Origin of the sequence: Psychrobacter sp. APC 3279 (assembly GCF_030407795.1) — a bacterium.
Classification (GTDB): Bacteria; Pseudomonadota; Gammaproteobacteria; order Pseudomonadales; family Moraxellaceae; genus Psychrobacter.
This window is the reverse complement of the sequence record NZ_JASDCR010000002.1, coordinates 94944-112133: the sequence shown is the minus strand read 5'-3', so window position 1 is coordinate 112133 and position 17190 is coordinate 94944. Positions and strand designations below refer to the sequence as shown.

Below are 17190 nucleotides of genomic sequence, written 5' to 3'. Positions count from 1 at the left end.
CTCCAAACACTTATCTAGCCGTTCAAATTTTATCGGTGCACTATTTTTACTCGTTAATGCACACAAATAAGCCCTAATAAGGGTGGAGCAAAACCTGTGCCAAAATCTACTATTAGGAATTAAAGAAAATCATAAATATAAGAAAACAAATGACTAGTATCAGCCAAGTCGGTATTTTGATAGTTATGCTTGTGACGATGTAAGCATAAATTGAACTAGGGTAGAGAATGATTGTTGGAAGTAAGTTTGATTGAACTGATAATGTGACTGTTCTGTCTAGACTGTTTTTGCCATTATTTTGCTGTGCGGATAGCTTACTTTGCATGAGCAGTTTATCTCGCGCTATCAATAACTTATCGGCAATCGCCACTCATAGAATAGGTCGCATAGTGAAGGCGATTCATGTTAAAATGAGCGCTTTTAAATTCGCCTTTATTATCATTGGGTAATAAGGGCTGTATTTTTAGTGCCATTTTTCTAATTAACAGGTCCGCCCATGTCTGCCGATACCATCGCCCGCACTGCCTTTAAACAAGGCACCAAGCCACTTTATGATTATGACAAACACTGGGCGAGCTGCTACGAGCCGGCGCCTTATCTGCCGATGAGCCGCAAAGAGATGGACGATTTGGGCTGGGATGCTTGTGATGTCATCATCATCTCAGGTGACGCCTATGTCGATCATCCAAGCTTTGGTATGGCGATTATCGGTCGTCTATTAGAGTCGCAAGGCTTCCGTGTTGGCATCATCGCTCAGCCAGATTGGAAGAGCAAAGACGCCTTTATGGAATTGGGCAAACCTGTCTATGCGTACGGCGTGACCGCGGGCAACATGGACAGCATGATCAACCGCTATACCGCCGATCGCAAAATCCGTAGCGATGATGCTTACTCTCCGGGCAACGTGGCAAACAAACGCCCTGACCGCGCGGCTATCGTCTATAGCCAGCGCTGCCGTGAAGCCTATCCTGATGTTCCTATTATCTTGGGCGGTATCGAAGGCAGCTTGCGCCGTATCGCTCATTATGATTATTGGTCAGACAAAGTGCGCCGTAGTATCTTGCTGGATGCGCGTGCTGATGTCTTACTATATGGTAATGCTGAACGTGCGATCGTCGATGTGGTACATGGTCTGTCTAAAGGCTATAGCTTTGAGCAGATGAGCAAATTGCGCGGTACTGCTTACTTATTGACCCCGACTCGTCGCCATTGGCAAGAAGACATGACTGAAGTCGCGAGTAACGATGTCGATACCGTTGGCCGTGTCGATCCAATTATCAACCCTTATGTGATGACCGAAGACGTTGATAGCTGTTCAATTGAGCAGAACAAACCATCGGACTCGCCTGTTGGGCAAGCCATGCCTTCATCTATGTCATCGCAATATCAGGGTTTTGTCGCTGAGCCAGTTGCCAATAAAGTCATCAACGCTGAACAAGTCGACGAAGAGACGCAAGTGGTACAAATGCGCGGCTTTGATAAGCCAATGACCGCACGTAAGCATAAGCTAAAAATGCCACCACGTGAAAAGACAGTGATTCGTCTGCCTGACTACGAGCACGTCAAATCTGACCCTGTGCTCTATGCTCATGCAAGTCGCATCTTGCATTTAGAGACCAATCCAGGTAACGCCCGTGCGCTTGTGCAGCGTCACAGTAGCGGTGCTGGTAACTCGCATACCTCTATTGATGTTTGGCTCAATCCGCCACCAGTGCCACTCTCGACAGAAGAGATGGATTATGTGTTTGACTTGCCGTACGCACGCCTGCCGCATCCAAGCTATGGCGATGCGCGTATCCCTGCTTATGACATGATCAAATTTTCGGTCAATATCATGCGCGGCTGTTTTGGTGGTTGTACCTTCTGCTCTATTACTGAGCATGAAGGTCGCATTATCCAGAGCCGTTCAGAAGACTCCATCTTGCGCGAAGTAGAAGCCATTCGTGATACCGCACCGAACTTTACTGGTGTGATATCTGACCTTGGTGGCCCAACAGCAAACATGTACCGCCTCAGCTGTAAAGATGAAACGATTGAGAAGAACTGCCGTAAGCCATCTTGTGTCTATCCTGACGTCTGCGAAAACCTGATTACCGATCACAGTAATTTGACCAAGCTATATCGCAAGGCACGTGATATCAAAGGCGTGAAAAAAATCCTGATTGCTTCAGGCTTACGTTATGACTTGGCAGTAAAAGATCCTGAATATGTGAAAGAATTGGTCAGTCATCACGTCGGTGGTTACCTCAAGATTGCGCCTGAGCACTCTGAAGAAGGTGTGCTATCGAAGATGATGAAACCTGGCATGGGCAGCTATGATCAGTTCAAAGCCATGTTTGAGCAATTCAGCCAAGAAGCAGGCAAAGAGCAATATCTGATTCCTTACTTCATCGCTGCTCATCCGGGTACCAAAGATGAAGATATGATGAACCTTGCGCTTTGGCTCAAAAGTAATGGCTACCGTGCTGACCAAGTACAGGCGTTTTATCCAAGCCCAATGGCGACCGCGACTACCATGTATCACACGCACAAAGATCCGCTACATAAGGTCAGCCGTGATGAAGGTGACATGGATATCGTCAAGTCTGGTAAGCAGCGCAAACTGCATAAAGCGTTCTTGCGCTATCATGATCCAAAAAACTGGGTATTACTACGTAAAGCGCTACAAGACATGGGTCGTAGTGACTTGATTGGTAAAAATCGTGGTTGCTTGATTCCACCATTTAACGCCAGTTTAGAAGGGCGTGATGCCGCGCAAGATACTTATCAGTCAGCGCGCAAAAAGAATAGCCGTGTTGGCAATGACTCAGTGAAGCGTAGTAATGGCTCGTCAAACAGCAATGCATCAGCTAAAGGTGCAGCGGGTAAAGGCATGGCGGGTAAGAAGAAAGTCAGCAAAGGCAATTTCCAAACGCAGCATACTGGTCTGCCACCGCGTAAAACCAAGTAGTGTTCACAGCAAATAGTGTTCATAGTATAAAAATGCATGCTCAATCTAACGCGTGTTAAGTGAAACAAAAAAGCGCCTATCAGCTACTCGGTGATAGGCGCTTTTTTATGCACCAAGTTTATAGACGCGCACTTCATAGCTAACATGGCTTGCTTTTCACCCTGTCGCAAATTGCAAGTTACATTAGACAGCGGTTGGGTAACGAAGCTAACAGGTAACAAACAATTTCTAACATTGAAATGGTTCGTTTTCGCTACTATAACCCTCATATGCTAAACGCATCATTAAGAACAAGTAAATGACATCAGCGAAAAGCTTTGGAGAACACTATGATAATGATAAATAAAATTGCGACTACCCTACCAGTCCTTGCCCTATTGAGCGCTTGTGCCACTACCGCACCCACTACCCCAGATGCAACTGATACGCCAGTTCCAGAAAAAGTAACCGCTGCCTATGATCGTATGGCGCCAGCACCGTACACCTGTACCGATGACAGCAAAATCATGGCAAAGCAATCTATCAATAAAGAACAAGTTATGCTCAACGCTACCTTGCCAAAAGTAAAATGGGCTGAGCAGCCAATTATCCTAAACGGTAAAGTGAAAGGCGAAGTTGCAAGCTATGTAAATGACTCAAACCCAGAAGTCGTCTATGCATGGCACATGAAAGGTGACAAAGGTATCTTTGCGATGAAATGGGCTGACGGTAAAGAATATCAAGTAAACTGCCAAATCTAATCAGTTAAAGATACGTTCATATCGTAATAGACAAATAGTCGTAATAGACAAAAAGCAGTCATTAAATAGTGGCTGCTTTTTTATGCTTGTTCGTTTGATACGCGTATAAAGACGGCTATAAAAAATAGTATCAGATAGTTGTATAGTCAGTTCAATATAATTTCGATGCAAGGAAACCGAGTGCAAGTTATACATTAGTATGCTTAGCGAGGATGACAATGTAGCGGACTTATATAGACTCGACTATATAGTTGATTCAATTTAAAAGTGGTACAAGGCAGCCGAGTGCAGATACAACTGTAATACTGCAAGCGAGGTTAACGTTGTCATTCTTTTATAGAGGATCGACTATATCAAAACTTGCCATCTGATGTATTTCGCTAGAGAAGCATAAAGAAAGCTGTCAAAATAGCAGGTAGAACAAATAAATCATGACCGACAATCAAAAGGGTAACTCGATGGCAAAGCGTCTGATAAGTATGATGGTAATTGCAACGGCAAGCATGTGGGCGCTGACAGGCTGCGATAACGCTACCGATTCTGTCGATGCCACTGAGCAAACTGCGGAGACAGCAGCAGATCCAACTGCATCGACAGCCGACACCATCGACTGGTCACTGGTAGACAGTGGTACAAAGCCTGCTGACCCTACCAACTATAAGTATCCGTTTGCCATCGATAGTCAAAACGTCCGAGACTATGCAGATTACTTCAAAGTGGACGCTGCGACCGCTCAGCACAATCTGACGGTGAGCATGGCAAGTAACGAAGCACTATCAAAAGCCTTGGATCAGCTGAGTGAAACCTATGTCTCACACGAGCTAACCGATGGCAATGAGATGACGCTTATCATTCATACCACGCCCAATGTCGCTGCCAGTCGCTATGATTATGTGCTGTCTGATGACTTTGCTAAAGGACTGGTACTACCTATCGTGATTCAGCCAGATGGTAAGAAAGGCGATGTGAAAGCGCATGGTGAAATGGTGGAGTAATTTAATTTGTAGGCTCGATTAACATATGCATACTAACGTAAAAACTTGAGATAGAGTTTTTATCTTTTAATAGCATTGGTATTAACCTCTGTTCTAATCGTATATTTCATGGGTTATTACCAATGTTATATTTATTCTAAAATAACAATATTATTAAGATAAAAGTTTACTGGTACAATGCCTAGCTACAACTCTCTCAATAGGATGATGCACTATACCTTCTAAGAATCTTTTTGATTTACTACATTCTTTTGAGAGATAAACTGCGGAACATATCAAGTCAGGCCTATAAGCTTCTGGAGCCAACTCCCAGCTTTTTGCAATTAGGCTAAATGGTAGTTCGCCTAGCTTTGAAAGAATCTTAAACCCTTCAGTTCGCTCTAACCAATGTGAATATTCATTTTCACAATTGCTTAAAATCTTAAGCTTAGTTTCAGGCTTCAAACACTCTACACATTCTAGCATTACCCTATATATCCAAGCTTTCTGCCATACTGTCAAAAACAATTCTGAGTTAATAATATCTTCCACCTGTAGAGCAACTTTTTCTGGATAATCAGATTCCAGAGCTAATAGGTAGTTACATACTAACTCTGTTTTCTCTGGAAATTTAGCTATTAGAGTTGAACAGTATTCTATTGCTTCTTCTGATTTACCAGCAGACAGCCTAAGAAGCGACATCTTTATTTGAACATGAAACCTATCTTTTGAGAGAGGTGCATCTCCATCAGGCAAACCTATTATTGTTTCATTAAAAAGATTTCTTGCTACCTCTATTTCATCTGGCTGAAGATGCTCTCTCATTTTTTCTATTACATCTTCTAACGTTATTGATCCATGATAGAATAAGTCCCATTTCATTTGTTCATCTAGCTTGGCATCATCCATTGTTTTTTCGAGAGCTTCGTTATCTTCACTCAATCCCTTAACTTTATCTTCATAGAGTTTTTCTGTTATTTTTTCATATACTTTGCTTATCTCATCTAAATGACTTCTATAGCTTTCAGACTTTTTTATTGTGCATTTAGAAGAGTTTAGAACTAATCCTATTTTTCTAAGTTCATTCTCCGACATTGCAATTGATTGACGAGCTAGAGATAAGTTTTCGACACTCATTCTTATGTCATCACCATGTCGCCAGTAATTAAAGCCAGATCTAAGCATTGCTGCATCAACGGACTGAAGATATAGCGTAGCTAAAGTATCAGAAGCGAAAACTCCTTGTGGCAGACCTCTATTCGAATCCATAATTTTATTTAAAAACAACTTTATTGCTAAACCGACCTGTTGTTCACCTGTAATTTCCACTATTTTATCTTCTAGAATAGAATGATCAATTGAATCATAAAATGCTGTAACATCTATATTGACTATGTATTCCTCACCTGATAGCAGAGGTGCTTTCTCAAACTCACCCCACCTTTTCTTTACGTACTCCGCCCTAGGCCACTTCACATAATCATCACTTATTAGTTTCTTTTCAATCGAAGATTTTATTGAACTCACTAAAGCTTCATACATTATCCTGTCTGATAGCGTTAATAGTGCAGCAGGTCTTGTAGTAAATCCTGGCTTTGGAACAGGAACAAAAGAGGCAATAGAAGGAGTATAAGTACCATCATCAATTTTCTTCTCAAGATAAGCACCAAATTCCTTAGCTAGCTCTCCTCCAACCTTGTCTTCGAATCTTGATGGTAACAAATCATTAGGTCTAGATGCGTCAGAAACAGCCTCTAATAAATTCAACCTGCTTTTGAGCTCTTTAAATAATGCATTCATACATTTACTCATTCCTATTAATTAGATTTACAGACTGTTATTCATCAGAGTTTAAAGCTTTTACAGCAGAAAACCTGAATGAGAAGGATATTATTCTCAATGTACCCTAATTCCCAATCATCACCAAAAACTCTTCCTCACCTACTATCTTCACACCGAGTTTTTCCGCCTTAGTCAGTTTAGAGCCAGCCTTATCCCCTGCCAATAGCGCAGTGGTTTTTGTCGAGATGCTACCCGAGACTTTTGCACCCAGCGCTTGTAGTTTGGCTTTGGCTTCATCACGCGCCATGCTATCGAGCGCACCAGTGATGACCCACGTTTGCCCATCGAGTGGCAGCCCTTCTGATGCGACCTGCTCGACCTTATCCCAATAGACGCCAGCCTCAAGCAATGAATTAATCACTTCGATATTATGCGGTGCACGGAAGAATTTGTAGGTCAGCTCGGCAGTTATTTCTCCGACATCTGGCGTTTTTATCAAGGTCTCAATACTGGCCGACATTAGGCTATCTAAATCACCAAATTGCTGAGCAAAGTTCTGCGCCGTACCTTCACCGACACCACGGATGCCGAGTGCATAGATAAAGCGAGCCAATGTCGTGTGCTTGCTGGCTTCGATTGCATTGATAATATTTTGTACCGATTTTTCACCCAGTTTCTCAAAGGTGACCATCTCATCCGCATGATTGTGCAACTGATAGATATCAGCGACGGTTTTGACCAGACCATGCTCAAAGAAGCTAATCAACCAACTTGCGCCAAGTCCATCGATATCCATGGCACGACGTGAGACAAAATGAATAAGTGCTTCTTGCTGCTGAGCTGGGCAAAACAGTCCGCCCGTACAGCGTGCCAATGCCTCATCTTCAGGCAGGACAACAGGTGAGTCGCAGACAGGGCAAGTAGAGGGTAGCGTGACTGGTTCGCTATCGGCTGGGCGTTGATCGTGCCAGACACGAGTGACTTTTGGAATGACATCGCCTGCCCGATGGACGCTGACCGTATCGCCTGCGCGCACATCTAAACGCTGAATCTCACCGAAGTTATGCAAAGTGACATTGCTGACAGTGACGCCGCCAACTTTGACAGGCTCAAGCTTACCGACTGGTGTGATTTGACCCGTACGGCCGACTTGCCACTCGATATCGTTGAGACGCGTCATCACCGTTTCGGCAGGGAATTTATAAGCAGTCGCCCAGCGTGGCTCGCGTGATAGGTAGCCAAGTTGCTGCTGTAACGCAAGGCGGTTTACCTTAATTACCATGCCATCGATTTCAAATGGCAGATCGCTACGCCCTTCTATTACTGACTCATAATAGGTCTGCGCGGCGCGTGGATTTGCTACCACTTCTACAGCGCTGACCGTAAAGCCAAGCTCGGTAAGCCATGCCAACGCCCCTGACTGAGTGTCGATAGTATCTGGCAAACCTTGATTGACCGAATAGCCATAGAACGCCAGTGGACGACTTGCTGCTATCGCTGGATCTAGTTGACGTAAGCTACCAGCAGCGGCATTGCGCGGATTGGCAAAGGTTTTACCTTCGTTCTCTTCTGCTAAACGATTGAGACGTTCAAACCCCGCCTTTGGCATCAACACTTCACCGCGCACTTCTAGCAATTCGATATCAGCAGCATCAGCTATCCATAGTGGCAGGTTACGAATGGTTTTGGCATTTTGAGTAATATCTTCACCTGTCTGCCCATCACCGCGCGTGACCGCTTGGACAAACTTACCGTGCTCATACTTCAGTGAGACCGCCAGTCCATCAAGCTTTAGCTCCATCTCGTATTCAGGATTTTGCTGCGAGTCGCTCAGGCGATCATTGACACGGCGCATAAAATCGCGCAAATCATCATATTCAAAGACATTGCCTAACGACAGCATCGGAATGTCGTGAGTGACTTGGGTAAAGGCCGATAGCGGCATATCACCGACTTGATTAATCGGACTGTCTGGCTGCACCAAATCTGGATATTCTTCTTCGATGTCTAGCAATGAGCGACGCAATTGATCGTACTCGCTGTCTTCTAAGATTGGATTATCCAACACATAGTAAGCATAATTGTGCGTTTTTATAGACTCGATAAGCGTGCGCATTTGCGAGATAATCTCTGCGCTGTTCTTGGCACTGTCATCGGTCAAACTGGCCATGTTAGATGTTGCGCTTTGTACTTGAGCAGATAGGTTTTTAGAATTATTTGGTGAGGTAGTGTCAGTCATAGTCGGGGTCTTTTTTGTCATTCAAGATGTCGATATGATAACAAGTTTGTAGGAAGCTCGGTATAGCCAATCCTATATAAATCAAATCCATGTCAGGCTTGTTCAATCTACTATGATTAGCATTTTGCAGAAACTATAGCCCATTAAAAAAGGCAAATAACGTTAATCGCTATTTGCCCTTTTTATGATTTCTGCTATTAATCAGCTTTTAACTTTCTTAGCTTTTGGTATCTAGACTGCTAACCCTCATAATCACGAACTTGGTTACGTAGCTGCTGCTTGTATTCAGGTGTGATTGGTTCGTTATCTTCATCAAGCATAATCGCGTCAAGGTCGCTTGCCATCATATAAGCAATGCTCATCATACTATCAAAGCTGCGCACGGCTTGAGGATGCGGCAATGACAAGAATACGACGACACCGTTATAAGTGTTGGTCGCGACACTATGCGGATCAAACGGCGCGATACCGCTATCAGTGATACCCATCATGCTAAACCACAGCATACCAGTGCCGTCTTTCTGCTCGTAGCGATGGAACATATTCATCGCGCCATAGCGTAGACCGTATTTATCAATCAACGTTAACAGGTCACGACCACGGATAATCGCCGCTGGACGATCGCGATACTGGTGCGGCAAGATGGTGATATTGATATTGTCTTTGGCATTAATCAACGGGCCGTTTTGCGCATCATCACCCGACTCTGATAGATGCTGATCCAGTATCGGGCTATTGTCATCGAAGCTTGGCTCTTCTGCCGTATCGATGGTCGGCATCAGACTATCGGTCGCTGACATTAGGCTAGAGAACGCATCAGGCTCTTGCTCGATATGCATCTGATCGGCGACTTCTACAAACTCAGCACTATCGGCACGGCGTTGCTCTTCTTGCCAGCGCGCGTAGTCGGCTTCATCGATGACGTCATGGTCGTCAGTTGCTACATGGTCACGCTCAGCCGTTAGTTGAGCGTCAACGTTGGTATGCGCTTGCGTCAATGGCTCTTCTTCAACGACGGCATCCAAGTAGCTACGATCTGGACCGATGCTCGTCTCGCCTGCGACCGTATCATCGAGATCTGGCTGATCAACGATGTTGCGCTCGTGACGCGGTATGATCGGAATACCATTTTTATCATAATTGACCGCAGCAGCTTCGGTAGCACCGCGGCGCTTAAAGCTACGGATGACCATAAACAGCCCTGCGAGCACGATAAATGCGGCAATGGCAATCAATATAAACTGAATAACGGTCATGATAAATACATCCTAGTATATATAACAAAAGGGAATACACAAACGAGCATAAATGGCAATATTCTAGCATGGCTGACCTATATCGTCACCACATTGTGTACTTTATAACCAGTATGCTGGACTGAGGTCAAGCTTATTTGCATTTATGCCAATTGATTGATTATATTTGCATCGCGCTGATTCTCATAGCACTTTTAATGTCGACTATTTCACTCTTAGCTCTCTACGTAGCGTGCGGCTTCATCGAGCGACACGCTGACGAGTGTAGAAATGCCTGCACTTGGCATAGTGATACCTTTTAGCTCATCAGCAATTTGCATCGTTAATTTATTATGACTGATAAAGATAAACTGTAAGTCATCTGCTAGCTCATGGATGAGACTGGTAAAGCGCGCAACGTTGGCATCATCAAGCGGTGCATCGACCTCGTCAAGCACACAGAACGGTGCAGGATGCTGCTTAAATATCGCAAAAATTAAACTTAGCGCAGTAAGGGTTTTTTCACCACCCGATAATACCGCTAAGCGACTATTACGTTTGCCCTTCGGCTGCGCCATCAAGGTAAGCCCCGCCCGCCATTGTTCGGACTTTGGCGTATTGGCTGGCATCTCGTCAGTGTTCAACGTCAGGCTAGCTTGTCCACCGCCAAAGACTTTGGCAAATAAATTGGCAAGCTCATTATTGACCGCATCAAGTGTCTGCATAAACAGTGTCTTGGTCGTCTCATCAATAGAGGCAATAGCTTCGGTCAATGTCTGCATACTGGCCGCGATATCTGCCGTCTGCTGTGCGAGTGGCTCTAGGCGCTCGTTTACCTCAGCCAACTCTGCGACCGCTGCCAAATTGACTGGCCCAATCTTGCTCAACTGCTGGGTCAACTTAGCTCGCTCGGACTCTAGCTCAGCGATTTTGTCTGGACGGACGCGGCGATCATGAGCGATAAAATCTGCTAGCAAGTTTGAGACGCTCATGCTTTGTTGCGGTTGCTCTGCTTGCGCTTTATATTTATGACTTACACGATAATAAGCATCTAAAGCGCTCTGCGTGTGTGCGCTAGCATCCTCTAATCGTGCCGCGCTTAATGCCAGCTCAGTAGCATGACGGGCAAGCTCGCTTTGCTGCGTTTGCAACGTATTTTGCAATGTATCAAATGCTGTCTGCTGCTCAGCGTACGTTTGTTTTAGTGCTGTTAGCGCAGTATCGCGCTCGTTCAATAGCACTTGCTGCTTATCGCGCGTTACCTGTGCAGACTGCAAAGCTGCTTGTAGATCTGGCAATTTAGCCTGCTGCTGATCGTGACGAGTCTGTAGACTTTGCTCATTCTCTAAGGATTTATCATGTTGCTCAGTCGCACGAGCTAGACTACTAACACTATGTTCTAAACGCATCTCGTATTGCTGAATACGCAGCTGCAATGCTTGCCATGCGTCATCATCAGCTTGACGCGCGCGGTTCAGCTCGCTGCGCTCAGCTTGCAGTTGCTGAGTTGTCGCTCGTGCTTCTACTATTTGCGGCGTTAGCGTAGCAATCTCACTTTCAATATGCTGTTGTTCTTGCTCAAGGGTTTGTTGCTCTTGCGCCAGTTCTTGCTTTTCCTGTTCAAGCGTTGCTTTGTCAGCGTTCAGACGCTGGCTATCTGCTTGTAAACGCTCAGCGTTGACTCGCTCGGTCGTCAGTTGCTGCTGGTATTTATGCTTGTCACGGGTTAACTGCTCAGCTTGCGCGCGCGTTTCTTCTAAGCTAATCATCAACGCATCATAGTCGCGCTGGTCTTTTGCAATAGACTTTTGCTGCTCTTGTATTTTAGTTTCAAACTTATCAAGCAAGTCTTCTAACGCTTGTAGACGCGTACGCTGTTGCAGGCGCTGCGTGAGGAATTGGCTATTGCTATCGTTTTGCTTATCCTGTGCACTAGCAAATTTGCTTAAATTAATTGTTCCATGACGGCTAATCAACCAACCATCTACAGTAAGCAAAATAGCGGATGGCGGTAATGACTTTAATACATCAGTAAGTGTATCAATCTCATGCTGCCGACTGGTCTCAAACTGCGACGTATATATATAGCACTGCTGCCATAGCGAGAGTAGCGGCTGAGTAATCAACTGCGATAATGGCAACACTTTATCAATCAAATTATCTGACAAGTCGCTGACAAAGTCATGGTCACTAATGTCACTTTTCGCAGTTGGCAACCATAAACTATGACCCGTCCCTACTAAAGCTTTATCGTTTGCACTGGCAGGCGTATTTTGTACCGTTTGATAAGTCAGTAAGTCTGCAATGTCATGCTCAAGCGCTTGCCACAAGCTATTCGCTTGTTGAGAAACTTCAGTAGCATTATCAACGCTTGATTGCTTTGTTTGGTTGGCTTGTTGATTAGCTTGTGGATTAGATGTCAGCACATGGCTATCTAGCCACAATGCTAGGATACTATCGAGTAGCGGCGCATACTCCTGCCCCTTGGCACTTAGCTCAATCTGCTCACGTAGCGTTGCGATGGCTAACGGCTGATGATGTATGCCATCGTTATCTGCATTATCCGTCGCAGTAGTTTGGGTCTTTGCTGATTGCTTTTGTGTAGGTTTCGGATGCAGTATTTGATGCAGGGTATCGTATTCGCCTGCCAGCAGCGCATGACGCTTTTCATTATCGCTCAACTCGTTCTGCTGTGCGTTTAGTCTCTGCTGCAAACTATGCGCTTGCGGTTGTATCTCGGACAAGCGTTCATCGACGGCTTCGCGTTGACGCTCAACCTGCTGCAACTGCGTATTTAGCTCAGTGACTTGCTGTTCTAGCACCTGACTGAGATCTTGCACCTTATCCATCTTACTCATATCAGTACTGTCAGATGCAGATGGCGCTATAGACTGCTGTAATTGCTGCCACAGGTTTTGCCAATTTTGCTCGCGGCGTTGCCACTTATCATAGCTTTGCTGGTGGCGCTTTTGTGCTTGGATATTAATCGCCTGCTGCTGCTCAAGCGTGCGAGCCTTGTCTTGCAAGCGTGACAGATTGTTTTGCGCTTCGTGCCACGCGCGTTGTAGTGGCTGTTCATTGCGCTTATAGTTATTGCGTTTATCTGTCAGCTCAATAAGCTGCGGACGTAATGCTTCTAACGCTTGATTCTGCTCAGATTGTTCAGCTTTTAGGCGTTCGATATCAGCGAGTGATTGGTCACGCTGCTGTGCCAAGCCAGACAGTTGCTGCTCAATAGTAACCAGCTGTGACTTAGCATCACTTAACTTATGTTCCGCTTGTTGATAGCCGAGCTGCTGCTGATAGTGAGTGCTTTGGGCATCGTCTTTGAGCCATTGCTCTTGATTGATACGAGCAGTGAGCTTGTCTTGCTGAGCTTTGAGCGTGTCGTAGTCAGCCTGTAGTGACGTCACCTCCGTAGCACTACGTTCATGCGCTACTTTCTGCTGTTGATGCGTTTGCTTGGCTTGATAGAGCTGCTGAATAGCGAGCTGCTGCTCGATATCAGCTAGTGTTAATGCCAACTCTTCGTAACGCTGCGCGCTCGCTGCCTGTTTAGACAGTGATTTTTGTTGGCGTAATAGCTCGCTTTGCATATCGTGCAGGCGCGCTAGATTGTCTTTTGTCTTCTCTAACTTCTTTTGCGTTTCTTCACGGCGAGCCTGATAGCGTGAGACACCTGCCGCCTCTTCGATAAACTCACGCAGCTGCACAGGACTAGACTCAACAATGCGCCCAATCATGCCTTGCTCAATCACCGCATAGCTACGTGCACCCAGCCCTGTACCTAAAAACACATCGACCACATCACGGCGGCGGCAACGCGTACCATTGATAAAATAATCTGAGCGGCCATCTTTATTTACCTGACGGCGAACCGATAGCTCTTGGTACAAGTTAAACTCGTGGCGGATACCAGTCTGCTCATCTTGGGTATGCTCAAAGGTCAGCTCGACACTGGCGACGCTTTTGGCTGTTTTATCCTGCGTACCAGCAAAGATAACATCACTCATCGCCCCGCCGCGTAACTGCTTGGCAGAGGTTTCGCCTAGCACCCAGCGGATAGCATCAATCACATTCGATTTGCCACAGCCGTTCGGCCCGACGATGGCAGTGATACCATGACGAAAAGTAAAAGTGGTTGGATTGGCAAAGGATTTGAAGCCTGCCAGCTTTAGAGATTTTAAACGCATGAAGAGTCAATAAACTTAGCAAAAACAGGCGGCTATTCTACCTGAAATTGTGCTGGGTTTTTAGGGTTAAACGGCTAACTGCATAAACGATTTTGATTCAAGGCTTTGATGGAACCCTCGCAGCAGTTTTTGCTCCACTTGGCAGGCGTTATTTTCTGCTAAATAGCGGTTATTAAACTCGATAAAGGCTGACCAAGAGATACTTGCCACTTCTAAATGATCAACTATTTCTAACAGCTCTGGTCTTAGTAGATGCTGATATTTCCTTGGCCGTTTATGACATAGAGCCAGCTCCCGATCTACGAGTGTTTGCTTGTTTTGCTTTAGCGCGTCACCACCGATAAATAACAGCAAAAACTTTGCCCCTTTCTCGATAAAGCCTTTTGCTAATAAATGCTCGTACATCAAGCAGTACTTTAGGATTTGGTCTGGGTTTTTCCGGCCAGCGAGTTTTAACTCATTCGCTATCAATACATTCGCCTGATGGTTATAAGCTAGGTTGTCCATGTACATTGCTTTTAGCTCTGTACTGTTTTCAAACATACCGCTATTACCATGTGTCGACCATGATCCACTTGGCTCGAAGCTAATAAATTTACGATAAAACAAATCCAAGTAGACATCACTGCACAAACTCAAAAAGATATCGAACTCTTTATTTAGATAGTCTTCAGAAAAGAACGTTACGCGGCGCACGGCTTCTCTCGCATTACAGATACCCATCGTTTGCGTTGAATACGTCTCTAGCTGCTCAGTTTCATTCATTTTTGTATTGAGCTTTTTGATGACTGATTGCTCAATCTCTTCTATATTTTTATCTTTTAACTCTGGGTGAGTCGCCCACTCAATGATTTGGCGTACGTATTGTTTTTTAGTAATACCTAAAATACGCTGCGGCTCCCATGCCAAAAACTCTACCATATTAGAGAGACCCGTCGTCCATGATATCTGATCTTTTAAATGATTCATTGAACCAAAAACACGGCGATATTTTTCTGCTGCTTTCATACTAAGAATGTCTCATGGTTTACATACTAATTTTATAAAAACTCATTATTGCTATAAAACACCCAACCCACTCAATAACAACTGCCCTCCAGCAAATATTAACAACACGCCAAACGCGCGCTTAAGCATCAGTGCAGGTAAGACATGGGCAAGCTTGGCACCGACTTTTGCCATGGCAAAACTGGCCACTGAAATAAACAAGAAACCTGTGACATGGACAAACCCTATCGTACCCTCGGGCAGGTTGACCACGTCTTGACCGAACCAAGCAAAGCCTGCTGCTCCAGCCAGTGCAATTGGTAAACCGCATGCCGCTGACGTGCCGACCGATTGTTTCATCGGCAGTCCTGCCCAGTTCAAGAACGGTACGGTCAAGCTGCCGCCGCCAATGCCAAAAATAGAGGACGCCATACCAATGCCAGTACCTGCACCAAACTGGATGCCGGCCGATGGTAACGGTTTGCCCACCTGCTCTTTATTCGAAAAGAACAGCATTTTTAAGGCGACCAATAGCGCACCGAAACCAATGATAGCCTGTAGCGCTTGCCCATCAATCATATCCGCGATACCCGCACCGACCAAACTACCGATGACCAATCCAAGCGCCATCTTACGCCATACTTCCCAGCGCACGCCGCCGCGCTTGTTATGTGCAGTCAGTGAGCTGATTGAAGTTACAACGATGGTCGCCAATGACGTACCAATGGCCAGATGGGTGATTACTTCTGGCGAAAAATCATATGCGGTAAAAATCCAAACCAATGCAGGCACGATAATCATGCCACCGCCGACGCCAAACAAGCCCGCGCTGACACCCGCAAACGCGCCTGCAATCACAAACCACACATATAACATCATAGAACGAACCTTTTATAATACTAACTGGCGCTATAGTACTCACTAGCGCTTAGGCGTGCTTAATTGTATTTGCCAAATCTCAGCGTGACCTTTATGCTGTTTACTCGGTACTGTCTGACCGCAACAATCGCTCAGTATATCAAAGTTTCCTTTAACCACATCGACTAAACTTATGCCGCCACTCACCAGTTTTCCTCCCTATTTATCCGAGCTCAATCACCATCATGTGGCTAGTAGCGCCTCGACCAATAGCGAGCTGATAGAAGCCTTGCAAAACGGATCGTTAGATGTCGCCACCGTACATGTTTTGACAGCGGAAACCCAAAGCGCAGGTCGTGGTCAGCACGGGCGCTCGTGGCAATCACCGCGCGGCAATGTCTATCTATCGCTATACCATCCTGTGCATATGCCAATCAGTGGCTTATTATCGCTCATCATTGGCCTTGAACTGGCGAAGATGCCTGTCATTCAAACACTGAACGAGCAACTGCAAGCACAGGGACTGACGCCAATCGGTGTGAAATGGGCAAATGACTTGGGTTTTTATCAGCAAGCTCAGAGCCAATCTGAAGAGCTATCTAAAGTGCAATCTGTAACGGACAGCTCGGTATTAGACTCAGTATTAAACTCAGCATTGGATAGTGATGTAGCAAATCAGCGTACCCTACCCTTTAATAAACTGGCTGGGATTTTGATAGAGCCAGTGACGAAAGCTGGTAGATTGGTCGGTGTGGTGCTAGGTATTGGCTTAAACGTACAAGCAGCACCAAAGCTCACCACGCAAACGTCAGAGGGTATGAGCTACCAAGCGATTAGCTTACAAGGCATTAATGAGATGCTGCCTTTAGAGACACGATCTGCGAGCCTACCAGACCTACCAATGCTCTATCAGCAGATGTGCAAAGCATTGATGGCGGCGATGACACGCTTTGAGCATTTGGGCATAGAACAGCCAACGGGTCATACTTACTATTTGGATAGTTTTTTGGAGCAGTTTGCGACGATGGATGCGCTATCAGGTCTGCACTTACGCGTTACCCAAGACTATAATAATGAAGAAAAAGTCGTGACGGGAATCGCTTGTGGTGTCGACACACATGGCTGTTTGCAATTACGCCAAGATAGCGGTAAGATTTCTACGCTTTTTACTGGACGCATCGACGTTATTTATTAGGCTTAGACAACTATATTGATGAACACCATCATTAACG

10 protein-coding genes are annotated in these 17190 nt (G+C 45.3%); 4 read left to right on the top strand and 6 right to left on the bottom strand.

The window, feature by feature from the left end; genetic code table 11:
• Positions 1 to 496 precede the first annotated feature (496 nt).
• From QL898_RS01385 to QL898_RS01375, 3 genes are all read left to right on the top strand, one after another.
• On the top strand, positions 497 to 2950 hold the full coding sequence (locus tag QL898_RS01385) for a YgiQ family radical SAM protein (protein WP_290175539.1): 2454 nt from the start codon (positions 497 to 499) through the stop codon (positions 2948 to 2950).
• Between the two features lie 329 nt (positions 2951 to 3279).
• Positions 3280 to 3690 carry a hypothetical protein gene (locus QL898_RS01380; protein ID WP_290175538.1) on the top strand — a complete coding sequence of 137 codons (411 nt, stop codon included), beginning with the start codon at positions 3280 to 3282 and terminating at the stop codon, positions 3688 to 3690.
• Positions 3691 to 4121: 431 nt separating this feature from the next.
• Positions 4122 to 4685: a hypothetical protein gene (locus QL898_RS01375; protein ID WP_290175537.1), complete on the top strand. Its 564-nt coding sequence runs from the start codon at positions 4122 to 4124 to the stop codon at positions 4683 to 4685.
• A 153-nt stretch (positions 4686 to 4838) separates the two neighbouring features.
• Here the strand turns inward: QL898_RS01375 and QL898_RS01370 are convergent, their stop codons facing one another.
• From QL898_RS01370 to QL898_RS01345, 6 genes are all read right to left on the bottom strand, one after another.
• Positions 4839 to 6464, bottom strand: coding sequence for an RNA-directed DNA polymerase (locus tag QL898_RS01370; RefSeq protein WP_290175536.1), 1626 nt, complete (start codon positions 6462 to 6464; stop codon positions 4839 to 4841).
• 106 nt (positions 6465 to 6570) lie between these two features.
• Positions 6571 to 8685 (bottom strand): NAD-dependent DNA ligase LigA, encoded by a 2115-nt coding sequence (ligA, locus tag QL898_RS01365; protein WP_290175535.1) that lies wholly within the window; start codon positions 8683 to 8685, stop codon positions 6571 to 6573.
• 239 nt (positions 8686 to 8924) lie between these two features.
• Positions 8925 to 9941 (bottom strand): cell division protein ZipA C-terminal FtsZ-binding domain-containing protein, encoded by a 1017-nt coding sequence (locus QL898_RS01360; RefSeq protein WP_290175534.1) that lies wholly within the window; start codon positions 9939 to 9941, stop codon positions 8925 to 8927.
• Positions 9942 to 10156: 215 nt separating this feature from the next.
• Entirely contained in the window at positions 10157 to 14113 is a 3957-nt protein-coding gene (locus QL898_RS01355; RefSeq protein WP_290175533.1) for an AAA family ATPase, read from the bottom strand.
• A gap of 66 nt (positions 14114 to 14179) precedes the next feature.
• Positions 14180 to 15121, bottom strand: coding sequence for a hypothetical protein (locus QL898_RS01350; RefSeq protein WP_290175532.1), 942 nt, complete (start codon positions 15119 to 15121; stop codon positions 14180 to 14182).
• 51 nt (positions 15122 to 15172) lie between these two features.
• Positions 15173 to 15976 carry a sulfite exporter TauE/SafE family protein gene (locus QL898_RS01345; RefSeq protein ID WP_182176708.1) on the bottom strand — a complete coding sequence of 268 codons (804 nt, stop codon included), beginning with the start codon at positions 15974 to 15976 and terminating at the stop codon, positions 15173 to 15175.
• 175 nt (positions 15977 to 16151) lie between these two features.
• Between QL898_RS01345 and QL898_RS01340 the strand changes: the two genes are divergently transcribed.
• Positions 16152 to 17153: a biotin--[acetyl-CoA-carboxylase] ligase gene (locus QL898_RS01340; RefSeq protein WP_201547905.1), complete on the top strand. Its 1002-nt coding sequence runs from the start codon at positions 16152 to 16154 to the stop codon at positions 17151 to 17153.
• The last annotated feature ends 37 nt before the right edge of the window (positions 17154 to 17190 follow it).

Coding starts and splice junctions, on each gene's coding strand:
- QL898_RS01345 (WP_182176708.1), bottom strand. CDS start 15,976: ATGTTATATGTGTGGTTTGTGATTGCAGGCGCGTTTGCGGGTGTCAGC.
- QL898_RS01370 (WP_290175536.1), bottom strand. CDS start 6,464: ATGAATGCATTATTTAAAGAGCTCAAAAGCAGGTTGAATTTATTAGAG.
- QL898_RS01355 (WP_290175533.1), bottom strand. CDS start 14,113: ATGCGTTTAAAATCTCTAAAGCTGGCAGGCTTCAAATCCTTTGCCAAT.
- QL898_RS01360 (WP_290175534.1), bottom strand. CDS start 9,941: ATGACCGTTATTCAGTTTATATTGATTGCCATTGCCGCATTTATCGTG.
- QL898_RS01375 (WP_290175537.1), top strand. CDS start 4,122: ATGACCGACAATCAAAAGGGTAACTCGATGGCAAAGCGTCTGATAAGT.
- QL898_RS01385 (WP_290175539.1), top strand. CDS start 497: ATGTCTGCCGATACCATCGCCCGCACTGCCTTTAAACAAGGCACCAAG.
- ligA (WP_290175535.1), bottom strand. CDS start 8,685: ATGACTGACACTACCTCACCAAATAATTCTAAAAACCTATCTGCTCAA.
- QL898_RS01380 (WP_290175538.1), top strand. CDS start 3,280: ATGATAATGATAAATAAAATTGCGACTACCCTACCAGTCCTTGCCCTA.
- QL898_RS01350 (WP_290175532.1), bottom strand. CDS start 15,121: ATGAAAGCAGCAGAAAAATATCGCCGTGTTTTTGGTTCAATGAATCAT.
- QL898_RS01340 (WP_201547905.1), top strand. CDS start 16,152: ATGCCGCCACTCACCAGTTTTCCTCCCTATTTATCCGAGCTCAATCAC.